Annotated in this window: 21 protein-coding genes; 12 read left to right on the top strand and 9 right to left on the bottom strand. The window is 60.4% G+C overall.

Translation table 11 applies throughout. From position 1 onward, the window contains the following. Positions 1-188 precede the first annotated feature (188 nt). The 6 genes from ACST81_RS09615 to ACST81_RS09590 all read left to right on the top strand — a co-directional run bounded on the left by ACST81_RS09615 (position 189) and on the right by ACST81_RS09590 (position 6795). Positions 189-2543 (top strand): marine proteobacterial sortase target protein, encoded by a 2355-nt coding sequence (locus ACST81_RS09615; RefSeq protein ID WP_438752755.1) that lies wholly within the window; start codon positions 189-191, stop codon positions 2541-2543. Continuing rightward, positions 2533-3219 carry a class GN sortase gene (locus ACST81_RS09610; protein WP_438752753.1) on the top strand — a complete coding sequence of 229 codons (687 nt, stop codon included), beginning with the start codon at positions 2533-2535 and terminating at the stop codon, positions 3217-3219. The genes ACST81_RS09615 and ACST81_RS09610 overlap by 11 nt, the downstream gene beginning before the upstream one ends. Before the next feature lie 67 nt (positions 3220-3286). Next, complete coding sequence (locus tag ACST81_RS09605) at positions 3287-4432, top strand: PQQ-dependent sugar dehydrogenase (protein ID WP_438752750.1); 1146 nt, start codon at positions 3287-3289, stop codon at positions 4430-4432. Positions 4433-4575: 143 nt separating this feature from the next. Then, positions 4576-5469 (top strand): DMT family transporter, encoded by an 894-nt coding sequence (locus tag ACST81_RS09600; protein WP_438752747.1) that lies wholly within the window; start codon positions 4576-4578, stop codon positions 5467-5469. A gap of 533 nt (positions 5470-6002) precedes the next feature. Further along, positions 6003-6218 carry a cold-shock protein gene (locus ACST81_RS09595; protein WP_325466575.1) on the top strand — a complete coding sequence of 72 codons (216 nt, stop codon included), beginning with the start codon at positions 6003-6005 and terminating at the stop codon, positions 6216-6218. Positions 6219-6360: 142 nt separating this feature from the next. After that, positions 6361-6795, top strand: coding sequence for a BA14K family protein (locus tag ACST81_RS09590; protein WP_438753466.1), 435 nt, complete (start codon positions 6361-6363; stop codon positions 6793-6795). A 362-nt stretch (positions 6796-7157) separates the two neighbouring features. Here ACST81_RS09590 and ACST81_RS09585 read toward each other — a convergent pair whose 3' ends face one another. Beyond that, positions 7158-7799 (bottom strand): MBL fold metallo-hydrolase, encoded by a 642-nt coding sequence (locus ACST81_RS09585; protein ID WP_438752745.1) that lies wholly within the window; start codon positions 7797-7799, stop codon positions 7158-7160. Positions 7800-7928: 129 nt separating this feature from the next. Then, a complete protein-coding gene (locus ACST81_RS09580) occupies positions 7929-8087 on the bottom strand; it encodes a hypothetical protein (RefSeq protein ID WP_438752742.1) in 159 nt (52 codons plus the stop codon). 274 nt (positions 8088-8361) lie between these two features. On the opposite strand from ACST81_RS09580, the gene ACST81_RS09575 reads away from it, so the two are divergent. After that, a complete protein-coding gene (locus tag ACST81_RS09575) occupies positions 8362-8625 on the top strand; it encodes a hypothetical protein (RefSeq protein ID WP_438752740.1) in 264 nt (87 codons plus the stop codon). A gap of 87 nt (positions 8626-8712) precedes the next feature. Here the strand turns inward: ACST81_RS09575 and ACST81_RS09570 are convergent, their stop codons facing one another. Then, complete coding sequence (locus ACST81_RS09570) at positions 8713-9603, bottom strand: branched-chain amino acid aminotransferase (protein WP_438752738.1); 891 nt, start codon at positions 9601-9603, stop codon at positions 8713-8715. A 272-nt stretch (positions 9604-9875) separates the two neighbouring features. Between ACST81_RS09570 and ACST81_RS09565 the strand changes: the two genes are divergently transcribed. The 3 genes from ACST81_RS09565 to ACST81_RS09555 are packed head-to-tail and all read left to right on the top strand — an operon-like array spanning position 9876 to position 12515. Next, positions 9876-10361 (top strand): MarR family winged helix-turn-helix transcriptional regulator, encoded by a 486-nt coding sequence (locus ACST81_RS09565; RefSeq protein WP_438752737.1) that lies wholly within the window; start codon positions 9876-9878, stop codon positions 10359-10361. Between the two features lie 49 nt (positions 10362-10410). Then, positions 10411-11112, top strand: coding sequence for a response regulator transcription factor (locus tag ACST81_RS09560; RefSeq protein WP_325466568.1), 702 nt, complete (start codon positions 10411-10413; stop codon positions 11110-11112). 23 nt (positions 11113-11135) lie between these two features. Continuing rightward, the gene (locus tag ACST81_RS09555) at positions 11136-12515 is read left to right on the top strand and encodes an ATP-binding protein (protein WP_438752735.1); all 1380 of its coding nucleotides are present in this window, start codon (positions 11136-11138) and stop codon (positions 12513-12515) included. On the opposite strand, the gene ACST81_RS09550 is transcribed toward ACST81_RS09555, so the two are convergent. From ACST81_RS09550 to ACST81_RS09525, 6 genes are all read right to left on the bottom strand, one after another. Continuing rightward, positions 12516-12803, bottom strand: a complete 288-nt coding sequence (locus ACST81_RS09550; protein ID WP_438752734.1) for a CopG family antitoxin — start codon at positions 12801-12803, stop codon at positions 12516-12518. Beyond that, complete coding sequence (locus ACST81_RS09545) at positions 12790-13083, bottom strand: toxin (protein WP_438752732.1); 294 nt, start codon at positions 13081-13083, stop codon at positions 12790-12792. Before ACST81_RS09545 ends, ACST81_RS09550 begins: the two co-directional genes overlap by 14 nt. 115 nt (positions 13084-13198) lie before the next feature. After that, positions 13199-13540 carry a tRNA-binding protein gene (locus tag ACST81_RS09540; protein ID WP_438752730.1) on the bottom strand — a complete coding sequence of 114 codons (342 nt, stop codon included), beginning with the start codon at positions 13538-13540 and terminating at the stop codon, positions 13199-13201. Between the two features lie 14 nt (positions 13541-13554). Next, a complete protein-coding gene (gene proC, locus ACST81_RS09535) occupies positions 13555-14373 on the bottom strand; it encodes a pyrroline-5-carboxylate reductase (protein WP_438753464.1) in 819 nt (272 codons plus the stop codon). Positions 14374-14375: 2 nt separating this feature from the next. Further along, positions 14376-14876, bottom strand: coding sequence for a YbjN domain-containing protein (locus ACST81_RS09530; RefSeq protein WP_438752729.1), 501 nt, complete (start codon positions 14874-14876; stop codon positions 14376-14378). Positions 14877-15309: 433 nt separating this feature from the next. Next, positions 15310-15570 (bottom strand): accessory factor UbiK family protein, encoded by a 261-nt coding sequence (locus ACST81_RS09525; protein ID WP_438752727.1) that lies wholly within the window; start codon positions 15568-15570, stop codon positions 15310-15312. A 187-nt stretch (positions 15571-15757) separates the two neighbouring features. On the opposite strand from ACST81_RS09525, the gene lgt reads away from it, so the two are divergent. Together lgt and ACST81_RS09515 are read left to right on the top strand one after the other, a co-directional pair. Then, positions 15758-16603 carry a prolipoprotein diacylglyceryl transferase gene (lgt, locus tag ACST81_RS09520; RefSeq protein WP_438752725.1) on the top strand — a complete coding sequence of 282 codons (846 nt, stop codon included), beginning with the start codon at positions 15758-15760 and terminating at the stop codon, positions 16601-16603. Positions 16604-16613: 10 nt separating this feature from the next. Beyond that, a complete protein-coding gene (locus tag ACST81_RS09515) occupies positions 16614-17708 on the top strand; it encodes a class I SAM-dependent methyltransferase (protein ID WP_438752723.1) in 1095 nt (364 codons plus the stop codon). Positions 17709-17762: the final 54 nt, after the last annotated feature.

Raw genomic sequence — 17762 nt, 5'->3', positions numbered from 1 at the left:
GGCAGCGAAGATATACAACGTTTCACGGGTAAAATTTATTCATCAAAAACAGCAACTTTGCCGGGTTTCTGCAACGCCTTGATTTGGTCACAACAAATGCCTTGGCCCGCCGCAATTCCGTCCTTGTGCGGCCGGTTTCCGGGCATTTCCTGATGGCATCGAATCCATTCGCGCCGAGGGGGTCTGCAATGCTTCTGGATACTGAAAACTCGAGAACGCCGCCAAGCCGCCCGCTTGTGCCGCAGGTCGAATATATGCTGGTCGCGGCGCTTATCGCCGTGACGGCTGGCCTGCTCTTTGCCATCGGCTTCTTCTCCCCAGCCGCCGCCGAGACCAGCGAGGGCAAGCCGCAGCATCTTGCCGGCTATGTCCGCCCCAACGACATGGGCACCGGTGCCCTGCTCTTTCCCTCGAAGGAACCCGGCAGCTTCGTCGAGGCGCCGCGGCTGGCGACCGACGTCGTCATCGACGTCAACGGCCCGATCATGCGCACCCGCGTCACTCAGCGTTTCCAGAATCCGAGCAAGGGTTGGGTCGAGGGCACCTATGTCTTCCCGCTGCCGGAAAACTCCGCCGTCGATACGCTGCGGATGCAGATTGGCGATCGCTTCATCGAGGGCCAGATCAAGGCGCGCGAGGAGGCACGCCAGGTCTATGAACAGGCGAAGGCCGAAGGCAAGAAGACCGCGCTCCTGGAACAGCAGCGCCCCAACATCTTCACCAACCAGGTCGCCAATATCGGCCCCGGCGAAACCATCGTCGTGCAAATTGAATACCAGAGCAGCGTCAAACAGTCCGGCGGCGAATTCTCGCTGCGGTTCCCGATGGTCGTCGCACCGCGCTATAATCCCGACCCGATTGTCCAGACGGTCGATCTCGATCCGAGTTCCGGCTTCGCGGTGAACGACCCCGTGCCGAACCGCGACAAGATCACCGCCCCGGTTCTCAATCCGGCGGAGAATGCCAAGATCAACCCGGTGACGCTGACGGTGAACCTGAACGCCGGCTTCCCGATCGGCGCGGTCACCTCGCCATTCCATGAAACCGATATCCAGCCGGTTGACGACATGGCGCGCAGGATTTCGCTGAAGAGCGGCAGCGTGCCGGCCGACAAGGACTTCGAACTGGGCTGGACGGCCATCGCCGACAAGGCGCCACATGCCGGCCTGTTCCGCGAGACGGTGAACGGCAAGACCTACCTGCTCGGCTTCGTCACGCCGCCGACCGGCGATGCCACCGCCACGGATGCGCCTGCGAAACGTGAGGTGCTCTTCGTCATCGACAATTCCGGCTCGATGGCCGGCCCGTCCATCGAGCAGGCCCGCGACAGCCTGGCGCTCGCCATTTCCAAGCTGCGGCCGGAAGACCGGTTCAACGTCATCCGCTTCGACGACACGATGAGCCTGCATTTCCCCTCGCTGGTTCAGGCAACGCCCGACAAGCGGGAAGACGCCATTGCCTTCGTGCGTAGCCTGACAGCGGACGGCGGCACCGAAATGCTGCCGGCGCTGGAAGCAGCCTTGCGCACGCAAGGATCGGTCGCCCCCGGCGCATTGCGGCAGGTGGTGTTCCTCACCGACGGCGCGATCGGCAACGAAGAACAGTTGTTTGCCGAGATATCGAAGAACCGTGGCGATGCCCGCGTCTTCACGGTCGGCATCGGCTCGGCGCCCAACACCCACTTCATGGCCAAGGCCGCGGAAATCGGCAGGGGCACGTTTACGCTGATCGGCTCGGAGGATCAGGTCGCGGCGCGTATGGGCGAACTGTTCGACAAGCTCGAAAATCCGGCCATGACCGATATCGCCGTCACCTTCGATGGCGCGAATGCTGAGGACATCACCCCGAACCCGATGCCCGACCTCTATCGCGGCGAGCCGGTGGTCCTAACCGCACAGCTGGATGGCACATCGGCGGCCGGCAAGCTGCAGATCGTCGGCAAGACGGGTAGCCAGCCCTGGCGCATCGAAATGGACGTTGCCAAAGCCTCGGAAGGCAAAGGCATCGCCAAGCTCTGGGCCCGCCGCAAGATCGAAGACCTGGAAGCCAATGCCTATGCCGTGAATGACGCCGTAGCGCTCGACAAGCAGATCGAAGCGGTGGCGCTTGCCAATCATCTGGTCTCTCGCGTTACCAGTCTGGTTGCCGTCGACGTCACGCCGTCGCGCCCGGCCGGCGAACCCGTCGCCAGCACCCGGCTGCCGCTCAACCTGCCCGCCGGCTGGGATTTCGAGAAGGTCTTCGGCGAACAGCAGCAAGAGGTCTTGCCAGAAGACCAGCGCAAGGCCGAACTGCAACGGACGGAACAACAGGCGACGCTGGTTGCTGACCGGATGGCCGCCGCTCCGACCGCCCGCGCCGCCAGCCTGATCGCCGACGCCGGTACGCAGGTGAACCTGCCGCAGACAGCGACGCTGGCGGATCGATACATCCTGATCGGCCTGATGCTGCTTGCCTTCGCGGTCATGGCGGCAACCACCTTCAGCCTGTGGCGCTGGCAACTGCGCGGCCTGATCATGGAGGCACGCAACCGTGTCCGATAAACATCCAGTCGAAGGGCGCGCCGGTTTCCTGGCGCGCCTCAGTGCGTTGGAGACGGTCGTGCTGGCCGGCATCCTGCTCGTGGGACTCGCCGGCCTGATGCTGGTGGGCAAGGGCTTCTACATCAAGGCCAAGGCAGAACTGTCGCAGGTTCTGCTGAAGCTCAGTTTCGAGGCGCAACTGCTTGGCGAGACCGATGTGAAGCCCTGGCCCTGGGCGGACTTTTCGACGGAAGCGGAAATCACCGCGCCGCGTATCGGCCAGACGGCCGTGGTGCTTTCGGGCGCGAGCGGCGAAGCGCTCGCTTTCGGACCGGCGCGGCTCGCCAACACGCCGGCGCCGGGTGAACTCGGCACCTCCGTCATCGCCGCTCACCGCGACACGCATTTCCGCTGGCTGAAGGACGTCAAGCCCGGCGATCTTCTGGTCGTCACCCGCAAGGACGGCGCCAACCTCACCTTCCGCGTCGGCGCCAGCCGGATCGCACGCTGGGACAAAAGCGGCATCAACGCCGATGCGCCCGGCCGCAATCTGGCGCTCGCCACCTGCTGGCCGTTCGAAGCGACAACGCAAGGCCCTCTGCGCTACATCGTCAATGCCGAACTGGTGGATGATGCAGCGACGTCCAGGGTTTTGGCGCTCGATCATCGCGTTCAACTGCCGGTAAAATCCTTTTGATCGGCCTTGGATCCCCTCGTCGCAAACCCCAGTTGATTCACCGAATCTGCGGAGATGGGGACGAATTATGCTTGAAAGACTTTCGATTGTGGCCGTCGCCGTCGCCACTCTCCTCTCCGGCGGCTGGGCCGCATCGGCGGCCGATACCAAGCAATTCGCCACCAAGAAGACCTCGATCGAGGTCGAGACAATTGCCTCCGGTCTCAGCAATCCCTGGTCGGTCGAAGTTTTGCCCGATGGAGCTTTCATCGTCACCGAGCTTTCCGGCAACCTTCGCATCATCCGAAATGGCAAGGCGTCCGATCCCATTACCGGCGTGCCAAAGGTCGCCCGCCATGGTCAGGGTGGCCTTCTCGATGTCGCGCTCGATCCCGGCTTCGGCACCAACCGGACGCTCTTTCTCTCAATGGCCGTCAGGGACGGCAGTGGCTACGGAACGGCGATTGTGCGCGGTGTCCTGTCGGCGGATGGCAGGAGCCTGACGGAGACGAAGGAATTGTTCCGAATGGCCAAATTGACAGGCAAGGGCCAGCATTTCGGATCGCGGATCACCATCGCGGCCGATGGCAGCCTATTCTTCGGCATCGGCGATCGCGGCGAGCGCGACCGTGCTCAGGATATGCAGGACCATGCGGGCGCCATCCTGCACATCAATGCCGACGGCAGCATTCCCGCGAGCAATCCCCACAGGAACGGCAAGGATGGCAAGGCGGAAATCTGGTCGAAGGGACATCGCAATCCGCAAGGCATCGTCATCGACCCCGAGAGCGGCGAATTGCTGACAGTGGAGCACGGCGCGCGTGGCGGCGACGAGATCAACACGCCGCAGCCCGGCAAGAATTTCGGCTGGCCTATCATTACCTATGGCAAGGATTATTCCGGCGTCGAGATCGGTGTCGGACAGGCGGCTGAAGGCTACGAGCAGCCGCTCTACTATTGGGACCCATCCATCGCGCCCGGCGCGATCGATGTCTATCACGGCGCGATGTTCCCGGAATGGGAAGGCAATATCCTGGTCGGCGCCCTGAAATACCAGTTGCTGGCGCGGCTGGAGCGCGACGAGAGTGGCCAGATCGTCTCCGAGGAACGCCTGTTCGAGGGTGAGTTCGGGCGTATCCGCGACGTCAAGGTCGCGCCCGATGGATCGATCCTGATGCTGACCGATGGCGATAACGCATCCCTGCTGCGGATCACGGCTGACAAGAAGAGCTGAGTGCTGGCTGCCACCCCGCCTGCGGACTTGCCCGAATTTGATGCGGCTGCTACCTGATCAGGCAAGACTCCCGCCCCCGCGCAGAGCATGCCCCGCCATCATCGAATGCGCGGTCCCCGCCTTGCGCCATCAGGATCCGCATCGTGACACGCATCCAGGCCAATCTCTTCCTGCTTTTCTCCGGCGCCATCTGGGGTGCCGGCTTCGTGGCGCAGTCGACAGCAATGGACGCGATCGGGCCAATGTGGTTCGTCGGATTGCGGTTTGCCATCGCAGCCGTCGTCGCGGCACCGCTTGCCCTGTGGGAGCATCGCAAGGCCACGACACCGATGCCGAAATCCAGTCTGCGCAATTTCGTCTGGATCGGGCTGGCGTTGTTTGCCGGCGCCTCGACGCAGCAGTTTGGCCTGCTGACGACAAGCGTCACCAATTCCGGATTCCTGACTGGTCTCTATGTTGTCTTCGTGCCCGTGCTGACCGTGCTCTTCCTGCGCAAGAGGCCGCATTGGGTCATATGGCCGGGCGCGATGATGGCATTTCTCGGGATTTTTCTGCTCAGCGGCGGCACATTTGCAGGCCTTTCGACCGGCGATCTCCTGACCATCGTCTGCGCCGTATTCTGGGCGATCCAGATGATCCTCGTCGGCATCTTCGCCTCCAGCACCGGCCGTCCCATGACCCTATCCATGGTCCAGTTTGCCGTTTGCGCGATACTCGGCTGTGCCTTCGGTGCCGTCTTCGAGCCGCTGGATCTGGCAGCGATTCAGAACGCGCTTCCGGAAATCCTCTACGCCGGTTTCTTTTCGAGCGGCATCGGCTTCATCTGCCAGGTGGTCGCGCAGCGTTATACGACCGCGCCGCAGGCGGCGATCTTCCTGTCCAGTGAAGCCCTCTTTGCCGCCCTGTTCGGCGTGTTGCTTCTGGGAGAAACCATTTCGGCGATGGGCTATGTCGGCTGCGCGATCATTTTCGCCGCCATGCTGATCGTCGAGATCGTGCCGGAACTGACCAAGCCGAAGGCCGTCGCCGTCGGCTGATAACCAAGCATCCTGGGGCGCCACCGGCGGAATACAGTGCTTGCCTGCTGAAACAGGCCAAGTTTGATCAAACGGTTAATATTTGCCGAGACTATCGAGTACCGCTTGCGCATCCTTCCTGTGAGCGACATACCGCGTCGCAAAGATCCTAAAAAACATGCGCCTCACAACAAACAGTAATAGTTTCAATAGCTTGCAATACAGTTGGCAAAAATCTGATTTTTTCCGCAGTTGGTGGCTTTTCGAGCAAACCAAAATGGCACACTTGTTTCAAAAAACTTTTGCTTGCCAATTTAAAATAAACACATCAATCTTACTGTGTTCGGGCAATCTGCGAACACGGAAAGACCTTTAAATACGCGTGCCGGACCCGCAACATGGTCCGGGCAGTCAGACGGCGAGCGAGTTTTTCGGTGGCTGGCTGCGATTACAGGACCCTTTCCTCCTAGTCGAGAACTGCCTGCCGCATGCCCCTGAGGCAAATATCGTAATGCTGCCCGCCGCATTCGGGCAGAGGAAAAAGGACCTGACGTATGGCCGAGACTGGCATTGTTAAATTCTTCAACACCGACAAGGGCTTTGGTTTCATCAAGCCCGACAATGGTGGCGCCGATATCTTCGTGCATATCTCCGCCGTGCAGGCTTCCGGCCTCAACGGACTTTCCGAAAACCAGAAGGTCAGCTACGATACGGAACCGGATCGCCGCGGCAAGGGTCCGAAGGCGGTCAATCTGCAGGTTTCGGGCTGAGCCCGCAATCCAAGACGAGATTCACGTTTTGAAGCCCGGCGACCTGCCGGGTTTTTCATTCAGCCTGCATTCAGTTTCGCCATATTAATCTGTTTTCATCATGAAGGACGAAACGGTCCGGACCCATTACAGGATCAAGATGATGAACAAGGTTATCAAAGCTGCTGTTCTTGCCCTTGCTACCGCAGCAACGGTCATTCCCGCGATCACTCCGGCACAGGCCGAGGATTGGGGCCGTCGCAATTATCGCCATCATGGAGGCGGCCATCACCATAACAACGGTGATGCCGTAGCGCTTGGTGCGCTGGGGCTTGCCAGCGGCCTGATCATCGGCGGTGCGATCGCCAGCCAGCCGCGCTACCAGGAACGCGTCTATATCGATCCGGAGCCCGAATATTACGAGCCGCGTCCCGTCTATCGCCGCGCTCGCCCGGTCGTCGTTCAGAGTTACGGCTCATTGGAGCCCTGGACACCCGGCTGGTACCGTTACTGCTCGCAGCGCTACCGCTCGTTCGATTCACAGACCGGTACGTTCCGCGGTTATGACGGTCGCGACTATTTCTGCCAAGCTGGCTAAGTCGATCGATCGTTTCCCAAAAGTAAAGGCATGCGTCACCGGCGCATGCCTTTTTTGTTGACCTGTCCCGAAGCGGGACAGTGGAGCGGGAATTAGAGCATCGTTCCCTTAATACGATCCATTCTGTTGGCTCAAAACGGCCGATCCACAAGAAGGATGGCGCAGAGCGATGCGACATCCATCGGTCCAGCCATCCGCCGCAGTGGGCGGCCGTTTTCAGCCAACCCGAAGGGCTGGATGAATTTTGGCCACGACCGGCGGTGGCCGTCTCAACCGCAGCTTTTGCTGCGCTTTTCGCCAGCCGCCTTGCTTCTGGCCAAAATTCCTTCCAGCAGAATGGGGCGTATTAAGGGAACGATGCTCTAAAGACCGCGCAGGTAAGGATTGGTGCGGCGTTCCTCGCCGATCTGGCCACCCGGACCATGACCGCAAATGAAACCGACGGTATCGCCGAGCGGCAGGATTTTGTCGCGGATCGAATCCAGTAGCTGCTGATGATTGCCGCCGGGAAGATCGGTGCGGCCGATCGAGCCGTGAAACAGCACGTCGCCGACATGGGCGAAACCCTGGACACGATTGAAATAGACGACATGGCCAGGCGCATGGCCGGGGCAATGCAGGACCTCGAAGGCATGGTCGCCAAACGAGACGGTGTCGCCCTCCTCCAGCCAGCGATCGGGCAGGACATTTTCCACCTTCATCGCCAGACCGAATTTCTCGGCCTGCGATTCCAGCCGTTCGAGCAACGGCTTGTCGTCCTTGTGAGGACCGATGATTTCTAGGTTCAGGGCTTCCTTCAGTTCCTTGGCACCGCCGGCATGATCGATATGGCCATGGGTCAGCCAGATTGCCTTCAGCGTAATGCCGTTTTCCTTGATCGTCTGCAGGATGACATCGACATCGCCACCGGGATCAATGATGACGCCTTCCTTCGTGTCGGTGTCGAACAGCACCGTACAGTTCTGCTGGAAATGGGTAACCGGGATAATGCCCGCCTGTAACATACCGTCTGTGCCTCACTGTCTGATTGATGCAAAGCATATAGGACGGACGCGCTGCAATGAAAACAGGGAATGGAAAACAGGCCGGGCCGGTTGTCGGGCGGCGGTGCCATCAAAGCGCCAATCCTGAATTCAGCGGGCTGCGGCCATCTCGATGGCGACCGGCATCGGCGCCTGCAGGTTGATCGTCGTCATCAGCAGCGCGAAGACGGCAAGCTTGGCGGCGACGACGGTAATGACCACCGGGCGAAGCTGGCGGACGGCGATGGAATTGTCTTGGACCTGTTGCATCGGATGTTCCTCATTCTTGCCGGATAAACACCCGGCGTGTTCAAAGGTTCCGGCGAAAGTGGAACAATTCCAGTATTTTGCATTTCGCCCGATGTTTCAGTTCCAAATGGAACACGAGAGCAGCCGCGTCACAGAACAACAGTTTTAAAATAATGAAGTTCTCTCATAAATTGTGAAATTGACTCGTTTTCATTTTCGCGTCACCCTGCGAGAGCCGGATCGACGGCGAGCCGCATCCGGCTGGGGGCTGGGTGAAGTGAAACGGGAGGGAACAATGGAAGCATTATTGCCCATCATCACACAATTGATCGCGGGCGCCGCGGGCGGCAATGCAGCCGGCGCGGCACTCAAGCAACAGGCGCTCAGCGTCATCGTTCGAACGGTCGTCGGCGCGATCGGTGGCCTTGGCGGCGGTTTTCTCATCCAGATGGTCGGCGGCGAAGCGGCAGCCACCGGGCTGATCACCCAGGCCATCGGCGCTGCAATCGGCGGCGGTGTCCTCACCGGCCTGGCCGGGTTGGTTCTGGGCAGAAAATAGAACGATCCCTGGTCGGGATGGAAATCTGGACCATAAACAGAAAAGGCGGCTTCTCGGCCGCCTTTTCCGCATTCTGTCGAAAGCAGGCTATTCGGCGGCAGCGGCCACCGGATAGACTTCCTTCATATAGTCGTTCATCAGCGTTTCGCAGATCGTCGCCGGCGTGAACCGGTACGGGCCGATCTCGGACACCGGCGTCACTTCCGCGGCAGAGCCGGTCAGGAAGCATTCGGTGAACTGCGACAGCTCTTCCGGCATGATGGCGCGCTCGATGACCTGATAGCCGCGACGCTTGGCAAGCTCGATCACCGTCTGGCGGGTAATGCCGTTGAGGAAGCAATCCGGCACCGGCGTATGGATGACACCGTCCTTGACGAAGAAGATGTTGGCGCCGGTCGCTTCGGCAACCTGGCCACGATAATCGAGCATCATCGCGTCCGCATAGCCCTTGGCTTCGGCGGCATGCTTTGAGATGGTGCAGATCATGTAGAGACCGGCGGCCTTGGAAGCGCAGGGCGCGGTCTTCGGGTCCGGGCGGCGGTATTCGGCGATGTCCAGGCGGATGCCCTTCAGCTTCTCGGCCGGATTGAAATAGCTGCCCCACTGCCAGATGGCGATCGCAACATTGATACGGTTGTTCTGGGCCGAAACGCCCATCGATTCGCTGCCACGCCAGGCGATCGGGCGAACATAGGCATCGGCGAAGCCCTGACGCTTCAGAAGTTCGATCGTCGCCACATCGAGTTCCTCTACCGAATAGGGAATCGTGAAGCCGAGGATCTCGGCCGACTTGTGCAGGCGCTGATTGTGCTCGGTCAACTTGAAGACGCGGCCGCCATAGGCGCGCTCGCCCTCGAAGACGGCGCTGGCATAGTGCAGACCGTGGGTGAGCACGTGGATCTTGGCATCCTTCCAGTCGACAGACTCGCCGTTGAACCAGATCTGTCCGTCCAACTGATCAAAAGGAACTGCTGCCATCGTCTTGTCCTCGGGCGCCTATACGCCATTCTTTGTGTTGATTGTCTCCCACGTTTCAGTTTTATCGGCAAACTGAGGCGAGGGAAATTCATTTCGGTGATTTTGGATTGGCGATCGGAGCGGCACGGCCTATCTTGAACGACAGGACCAGCGTCGGCACTTCGCCCGTCTGAGGCCGGAGACTTACCAAGGTCGGAAAAATATGTCAATAAAGCTGACTTATTTTTCCGGTTGTTACTGAAAGTGCGTTTCGATTGAAAGGAAATGACTGCGTGGCAGGCCAGCCCAAGACAAAAGCCGAGACGGCGACCGCTCCTGCCGAAGCAGACAAGGCGAATGCAGTCGATTTCGAGATCATCGAACTGTTCTTTTTCGCCTACCGTGATTTCACCTCCGATCCCGATGTGATTCTCGAAAAGCGCGGATTCGGGCGAGCGCATCACCGCGTCCTGCATTTCGTCGATCGCGAACCGGGCATGACCGTTGCCGACCTCCTGGAGACGCTGCGCATCACCAAGCAGAGTCTTGCCCGCGTTCTCAAGCAGTTGATCGATTCCGGCTATATCCATCAGGTCGCCGGTCCCGAGGATCGCCGTCAGCGCAAGCTCTACACGACGAAGGAAGGCAAGACGCTGGCGCGGGCCTTGGCCGAGCCACAGTCGCGGCGCATAGCGGACGCCTTGGCCAAGACCGGCCCGGGGGCGCGCGAGATGATCAAACGCTTCCTCTCCGGCATGAAGAACGCCGACGACAACTGACCGGCCCGCCGGACTAGACCGCCGCGCAGGACAACAGGGCATACGAGAAATGACAAAGACGATCAGGATCGAGGACGATGCCGCCCATCTGCTGGTGGTGGATGATGACCGGCGCATCCGCGATCTGCTCAACCGTTACCTGATGGAAAAGGGCTTTCGCGTCACGACTGCCGCTGACGCCGACGAGGCACGCCGCAAGCTGGAGGGGATCGATTACGATCTCCTGATCGTCGACGTGATGATGCCCGGCGAGACCGGCATTTCGCTGACCCAGAGCCTGCGCAAGATCAAGACGGTGCCGGTGATCATGCTGACGGCGCTGGCGGAATCGAATGCGCGCATCGAAGGGCTGGAGGCAGGCGCCGACGATTACCTGCCCAAACCATTCGATCCGCGCGAACTGGTGCTGCGCATCAACAATATCCTCAGGCGCAACGCGCCCGCCAAGGCGCCGAAAGTCGAACAGGTGATCTTCGGCCCGTTCACCTTCTCGGTCGTGCGCAAGGAACTGCGGCGCGGCGCCGATCACATTCGCCTGACGGATCGCGAGCAGGAAATCATGATGCTGTTTTCACAGCGCGCCGGCGAAACCATTCCGCGCCACGAACTGGTGAGCGACGAGGCGGAGGTCGGCGAGCGCACGATCGACGTCCAGATCAACCGGCTGCGGCGCAAGATCGAGGACGATCCGTCGAACCCGGTCTGGCTGCAGACCGTGCGCGGCATCGGCTACCGGCTGAGCGTGGATTGAGGCAATGATCCGATCGGGCGGCCATGGCGAGCTTTGACATTCTCAGGCGCTACCGGGCTCCGACCGGCGAAAATCCGTGGAAGCGCACCGCCCGCTGGCTGCGCCGGCAATTGCCGATGGGACTTTACGCCCGCTCATTGCTGATCGTCATCATCCCTATGGTGCTGCTGCAATCCATCGTCGCCTTTGTCTTCATGGAGCGCCATTGGCAACTCGTGACGCAACGCCTGTCCGCGGCCGTGACGAGCGATATCGCCGCTGTCATCGACCTGATCGATGCCGCGCCGGACGATGATTACACCGACATTATCCGGATCGCGCGCTCAAGGCTCAACCTGAACATCTTTATCGAACCCGATGGCGAACTGCCGGCGCCGCGACCAAAACCGTTCTTCGAAATTCTTGACCAGATCCTCAGCGAGGAGATTTCCGACCGCATCAGCAAACCCTTCTGGATCGATACGGTCGGCAATTCCGACCTTGTCGAAGTGCGCATCAAGCTCGACGACAACAGGATCTTGAGGGTCTATGCGCGCCGCAGCAAGGCCTATGCCTCCAATACCCATATCTTCATCGTCTGGATGGTCGGCGCGTCGCTGGTACTGCTGACCATCGCCATTCTCTTCCTGCGCGGGCAGATCCGGCCGATCCTCGCCTTGGCGAAAGCTGCGGAAAGTTTCGGCAAGGGACAGAAGATCGACGACTTCTCGCCGCGCGGGGCCGACGAAATCCGCCGGGCCGGCCTTGCCTTCATCCAGATGCGCGAACGCATCGAGCGCCAGATCGAGCAGCGCACGGCCATGCTGACCGGGGTCAGCCATGACTTGCGCACCATCCTCACCCGCTTCAAGCTGCAGCTCGCCATTGCCGGTGACAGCGCCGACCTCGACAATCTCAACCAGGATGTCGAGGATATGCAGAGCATGCTCGAGGGATATCTCGCCTTTGCCCGTGGCGAAGCCGAGGAGGATGTCGGCCAGCTCAGGCTGCAGGACCTGATGAACCGGCTGGCGCTGGAGGCCGAACTGCACGGCAAGGCGCTGACGACATCCGTCGAGGGCGACGACAATGTCCGCGTCCGTCCCAATGCCTTCACCCGGCTGATGGCCAACCTCGCCTCCAATGCCTATCGCTATGCCAATACCGTGCATATCGACGCCAAGCACAGCACGAAATGGCTGACGATCACCGTCGACGACGACGGCCCCGGCATTCCCGAACGCTCCCGCGACGATGTCTTCAAGCCGTTCTTCCGGCTCGACGAGGCCCGCAATCTCGACAGTTCCGGCACCGGTCTGGGCCTCGCCATCGCCCGCGACATCGCCCGCAGCCACGGCGGCAACGTCACGCTGTCGGATAGCCCAATGGGGGGATTGAGAGCGGTGGTGCGGGTGCCGGCGTGATCAATTTGAAACGTATTTGTGTATGATCGAATTTATCAACGTTTGATAGGGAATACCCTCCTGCAAGGCACGTGACTTCAAACGCGTCAAATCGGATCTAGGAATACGCAGCGAGATTTTCTCACGCTCCTCATTCATCGTTGCATGCGCCATGGCTTCGATTTGCTCACGTCGCTGCGCGTCCAACATACTCTCCGGACGAACCGTCATACTTTCCACGGCCTCGATGAGATCCTCTTCTTCATCATCGATATAGCTACCAATTTTAGGCTCTTTAGGCATCATCATCACCTGCCATATAAATTCGCTTCAGCGCGCGACTTGGAAAAGCGGTTTTCAGAAAAATATTGCCTGTCGCGTCATAGACATAAGGCACGCCATAGACATAGCGATTGAACAAAACCACAAACATCCTCTGATGAGGAAATTTTGCGGCATTTGGATGCTTCATATCATCCAGTAGCCCGCCATTCTCAATGGCTGCGAGAATATCCTCAAAGGAAATTCGCCGATCACTATCCGCTTTTAGCGCCCGATTCTTCTCCACGCTCCAAGTGATATTTTTCATGCAACGATTGTATGGACAGAGTATAGCTTGTCAACAACCCGCCTTCGCGCGGCGCTTAAGAGGTCATGGCCTAAAAAGTTCAGTCAACCGACTCGAAAACACGACGACGATGCAATCATAAAAGCCGCTTGCCGTTCGGCACCGGCTTGTCGACGGCGGCAAGCACGATCGCGCCTGTCTCGTCCTCGAAACCAAGCGTCAGCACTTCGGAGCGGAACGGACCGATCTGGCGCGGCGGGAAATTGACGACGCCGAGAACTTGGCGACCGACAAGCGTTTCAGGCGTATAATGCGCGGTGATCTGCGCTGAGGATTTCTTCAGGCCGATCTCCGGGCCGAAATCGATGACGATCTTGATGGCCGGCTTGCGCGCCTCCGGAAAGGGCGAAGCTTCGACGATCGTGCCGGTGCGGATGTCGACACGCTCGAAATCGGCGTAGGTGATTGTCTCGGTCATGCAGTCATTCCGAATTAGCCGGCCAGTTCTTCCGCCCGTTTGCGGGCTGCGGCAATCGCCTTGTCGAACAGAGGCTGCATGCCGTCATCGGCCATGAGGATATTGAGTGCCGCCGCCGTCGTGCCGCCGGGAGACGTCACGTTCTGGCGCAGCTTCGAGGCGTCATCGGGGGACTGGTACAGGAGTTCACCAGCCCCCGCGACGGTTTCCCGAGCAAGCCGCATGGCGAGGTCCGCCTGAAGACCGGCCTTACGACCGGCCTCCGCCATGCACTCGACGAGATAAAAGACATAGGCCGGGCCGCTGCCCGACACGGCCGTGACCGCATCGATATCGGCTTCGGTTTCGACCCACTCGACCGGGCCGGAGACTTTCAGGAGATTGTGGACGAGATCGCGCTGCGCAGCCGCGACCGCGCCATTGGCGAAAGCGCCCGTGACGCCACGGCCGATCATCGCCGGCGTGTTCGGCATGGCCCGCACCATGGCGGCCTCGCCGAGATGCGACTGCATGAAGGACAGCGTCGTGCCGGCCGCAACCGAGACGACGACGGTCTCCGGGCCGACGAGGCTTTTCAAGGGAGGAAGGACCGCGCCCATGACCTGCGGCTTGACCGCCAGGAACAGCACGCCAGCCTTCAAGTCTTCAGGTGCCGCCGTCTCGTGGCGGGCGCCGTTGTCGGCGATCAGCTTGGCCATGGCCGGCGGCGGACCGGGATCGATGACGAGGAGATCGGGACCGGAGATACCGCTCTTCAGCCAACCGGCGAGCATCGCGCCGCCCATGTTGCCCGCGCCGATAAGAACGATCGGCCCCGCCGCACCCACAGTCATCGTCACGCTTCTCCGACGGTTTCGAACATCACGGCTTCGACGGCGCTTTGCGCATCGACGCCCGACCAGACCACGAACTGGAAGGCCTGGAAATAGGATTCGCAGGCTTCGAGCGCGCTGGAAAGCAGCACCTCGACCTGCTGATTGGTGGGCTCGGCGCCGCCCGAAAGCAGCAGCGACTGGCGGAAGATCACCACGTCTTCCTGGCGCCACAGGTCGAAATGCCCCATCAGCACCTGGCCATTGATATGGGAAAGAAGCCGGATGACTTCGTTGACGCGGCTTTCGGGAACCTTGATGTCGAAGGCGCAGGCGAGATGCAGCGCCTCGAACTCTTCCATCCAGGAGAAGGAGACGTGGTAGTCGGTCCACTTGCCCTCGATATTCATGGCGATCTCGTCTTCGCCCGAGCGCTCGAAGGACCAATCATTGTTGGCAGCAACGAACTCGATCATGTCGACCGGGTTCGATTGGCGCTCAAGTTCCAGTTCCATCAGGCTCATGCATCACCCCAAAAGTCCCGGTGCAGACATGCGTCATCGCGTTCACACACGAGGCGGCAAACTCACACACCAGAAACAAACACTTATGATTACCGGAAACACGACCATCCTGGCTGACATACCCTGCCTGGAGCTTGCGTGATCCGTTTCGAATCATCATTTAAAATCAGTGTATAACGCCGGAGTCCGCATGAAAGCCCCCTGCATGGAAAATAGCGCCGGAGGTTGTGGATAGGCTCTGCGAAATTGATTCAGCCCGGCGCCTTAAAGGACTCTGCCATCAGCGTTTTTTGACAGTGTCCACAGGGTAAAAAATTTATGAAGATTATTGCCGGTGAACCGCCTGAAAAGAGCACCTGTGCCATGACGGGGCGCCCGGCGAAGAAGCGTATCGCAGGCGGCGACACACTCCGTGCCGCCACCCGGGATTTGATCACTTTCCGGCTTCAGCCAACCGCGCTTCGAGCGCGGCGATGCGGGCAAGAAGCGCGTCGTTTTCGTCGCGCGCCTTGAGCACCATCTCGCGAACGACCTCGAACTCCTCGCGCTTCACCAGGTCCATGGAATTGAGCAGCCGCTCGCCCTGGGCACGAAACACGGTTTCCATCTCCTTGCGAACGCCCTGGGCGGCGCCCGCGGCATCCGTCATCAACTTGGCGAAATCATCCAGAATACGGTTTGCGCCAGTGCTCATCGTTTGATCTCCGATCCTTCGTCCATCTGCCGGATTGGCAGGCTGGAGACAGGAGGTAGGGGGACAGGCCGGCCGATGCAAGGAAAAATGCCGGGATGACCGCCTTTGCCGCAGGCACCGCGCCTTGACCCTGCCCAACCGGAGGGGCAGTGTTCCGCCAAACAACCGATCGGAATGAAGCAAGACCTTGGAAACAATACCGACACTCCTCTCGATCATGCCTTTCCCGGATATCGATCCGGTACTGCTTACTCTCGGCCCCTTGCAAATCCACTGGTACGGCCTCGCCTATGTCGCCGGCATCCTGATCGGCTGGCAATATGCCCGCAGGCTGGTGCGCAACACGTCGCTATGGGCCAACAGCAACCCGGCGGCAACGGAAGCACAACTCGACGATTTTCTCATTTGGGTGGCAGCCGGTATCGTCGCGGGTGGACGCATCGGCTATATCCTGTTCTATGACCTTGGCAGCGTGCTCGCCAATCCCATCCGGGCGCTGGAAATCTGGAACGGCGGCATGTCCTTCCATGGCGGCCTGATCGGCACCATGATCGCCATGATCCTGTTTGCCCGCCGCCGCCAGATCGCGATCTGGAGCCTGTTCGACATCGTGGCTGCCGTCGTGCCGATCGGTCTCTTCTTCGGCCGTGTCGCCAATTTCATCAATGCCGAGCTCTGGGGCCGACTGTCGTCCATGCCCTGGGCCGTGGTCTTCCCGACCGGCGGTCCCTTCGCGCGCCATCCGAGCCAGTTGTATGAGGCGGCTCTTGAAGGCCTGCTGCTGTTGACCGTACTTGCCTTGATGATCTACCGGCGCCATGCCCTGAAAGTGCCGGGCCTCGTCTGCGGCGTCTTCGTCATGGGCTACGGCCTGTCGCGCATCTTCGTCGAATTCTTCCGCGAGCCGGACGCACAGCTCGGCTATCTCTTCGGCGGCTGGCTAACGATGGGCATGCTTCTATCGCTGCCGATGGTGCTGATCGGCCTCTGGGCCGTGCTGCGGGCGCGCCGGGCCACCCCGGCCACGGCATGAAGGGGGCTGGATGACGACGCCTCTCGGAGAAAAGATCAAGTCCATTATCCTCGCCAACGGCCCGATCAGCGTGACCGACTATTTCTCACTGTGCCTCGCCGACCCCGAATACGGCTACTACAAGACCCGCGAACCGTTCGGCCGGTCCGGCGACTTTATCACCGCGCCGGAAATCAGCCAGTTGTTCGGCGAGATGATCGGCATCTTCCTCGTGCAGGCCTGGCAGCGACATGGCGAGCCGAGCCCCGTCGTCATTGCCGAGATCGGCCCCGGTCGCGGTACGATGATGTCGGATATCCTGCGGGTGATCGGCAAGCTCTCCCCTGCTCTTTATGACGCGGCCAGTGTGCATCTGGTGGAAACCAGCGAGCGGCTGCAGAAGGCGCAGCAGCAGACGCTGGTTGCCCACAAATTCAAGCTGAACTGGCACGACAGTTTCGATACGCTGCCCGACGGGTTCCTGCTTCTCGTCGCCAACGAACTGTTCGACGCCATTCCGATCCGCCAGTTCGTCAAGACGGCACAGGGCTTCAAGGAGCGCCTCGTCGGCCTCGATGCCGATGGCGAGCTGATGTTCGCAGCCGGCGTTGCCGGCATCGATCCGGAGCTCCTGCCGCCATCGGCGCAGACGGCCCCGCTCGGCGGCATCTTCGAGATCTCCCCTGCTCGCGACGCCGTTATGGCCGCGCTGGCGAGCCGCATCCGCGCCACCGGCGGAACCGGCCTGATCATCGACTACGGCCACATGATGACCGGGCTCGGCGACACGCTGCAGGCGGTGCGCGAGCACGAATTCGACCCGCCGCTGAAACATCCCGGCGAAGCCGACATCACCAGCCATGTCGACTTCGAACAACTCGCGCGCCGCGCCGTGACCGAGGGATTGCAGATCAACGGACTGACCTATCAAGGTGACTTCCTGCTGGCGTTGGGGCTTGCCGAACGCACCTCCGCGCTCGGCCGCGACAAGGATGCGGAAACCCAGGAAAATATCCGCGCGGACGCCGAAAGGCTGGCGGGCGCCGGCGTTGGAAAAATGGGTGAATTGTTCAAGGTTCTCGCCGTCAGCAGCCCGAATGTCGCGCTCGTGCCCTTCCAGAAGTAGGTGTTCCGCGACGGACAGGGGCGACATTTCCGGTCGTTTCGGTGGATTGACAGC

This window comes from Pararhizobium sp. O133 (assembly GCF_051669845.1).
Taxonomy (GTDB): Bacteria; Pseudomonadota; Alphaproteobacteria; order Rhizobiales; family Rhizobiaceae; genus Pararhizobium.
The sequence above is the reverse complement of the archived record's forward strand: the minus strand, read 5'-3'. Positions and strand labels throughout refer to the sequence as shown.

What these genes read in the sequence shown, in the direction of transcription:
- ACST81_RS09615 (WP_438752755.1), top strand. Translation starts at nt 189, where the DNA reads ATGCTTCTGGATACTGAAAACTCGAGAACGCCGCCAAGCCGCCCGCTT.
- ACST81_RS09605 (WP_438752750.1), top strand. Translation starts at nt 3,287, where the DNA reads ATGCTTGAAAGACTTTCGATTGTGGCCGTCGCCGTCGCCACTCTCCTC.
- ACST81_RS09595 (WP_325466575.1), top strand. Translation starts at nt 6,003, where the DNA reads ATGGCCGAGACTGGCATTGTTAAATTCTTCAACACCGACAAGGGCTTT.
- ACST81_RS09590 (WP_438753466.1), top strand. Translation starts at nt 6,361, where the DNA reads ATGAACAAGGTTATCAAAGCTGCTGTTCTTGCCCTTGCTACCGCAGCA.
- ACST81_RS09585 (WP_438752745.1), bottom strand. Translation starts at nt 7,799, where the DNA reads ATGTTACAGGCGGGCATTATCCCGGTTACCCATTTCCAGCAGAACTGT.
- ACST81_RS09580 (WP_438752742.1), bottom strand. Translation starts at nt 8,087, where the DNA reads ATGCAACAGGTCCAAGACAATTCCATCGCCGTCCGCCAGCTTCGCCCG.
- ACST81_RS09575 (WP_438752740.1), top strand. Translation starts at nt 8,362, where the DNA reads ATGGAAGCATTATTGCCCATCATCACACAATTGATCGCGGGCGCCGCG.
- ACST81_RS09570 (WP_438752738.1), bottom strand. Translation starts at nt 9,603, where the DNA reads ATGGCAGCAGTTCCTTTTGATCAGTTGGACGGACAGATCTGGTTCAAC.
- ACST81_RS09560 (WP_325466568.1), top strand. Translation starts at nt 10,411, where the DNA reads ATGACAAAGACGATCAGGATCGAGGACGATGCCGCCCATCTGCTGGTG.
- ACST81_RS09555 (WP_438752735.1), top strand. Translation starts at nt 11,136, where the DNA reads ATGGCGAGCTTTGACATTCTCAGGCGCTACCGGGCTCCGACCGGCGAA.
- ACST81_RS09550 (WP_438752734.1), bottom strand. Translation starts at nt 12,803, where the DNA reads ATGATGATGCCTAAAGAGCCTAAAATTGGTAGCTATATCGATGATGAA.
- ACST81_RS09545 (WP_438752732.1), bottom strand. Translation starts at nt 13,083, where the DNA reads ATGAAAAATATCACTTGGAGCGTGGAGAAGAATCGGGCGCTAAAAGCG.
- ACST81_RS09540 (WP_438752730.1), bottom strand. Translation starts at nt 13,540, where the DNA reads ATGACCGAGACAATCACCTACGCCGATTTCGAGCGTGTCGACATCCGC.
- proC (WP_438753464.1), bottom strand. Translation starts at nt 14,373, where the DNA reads ATGACTGTGGGTGCGGCGGGGCCGATCGTTCTTATCGGCGCGGGCAAC.
- ACST81_RS09530 (WP_438752729.1), bottom strand. Translation starts at nt 14,876, where the DNA reads ATGAGCCTGATGGAACTGGAACTTGAGCGCCAATCGAACCCGGTCGAC.
- ACST81_RS09525 (WP_438752727.1), bottom strand. Translation starts at nt 15,570, where the DNA reads ATGAGCACTGGCGCAAACCGTATTCTGGATGATTTCGCCAAGTTGATG.
- ACST81_RS09515 (WP_438752723.1), top strand. Translation starts at nt 16,614, where the DNA reads ATGACGACGCCTCTCGGAGAAAAGATCAAGTCCATTATCCTCGCCAAC.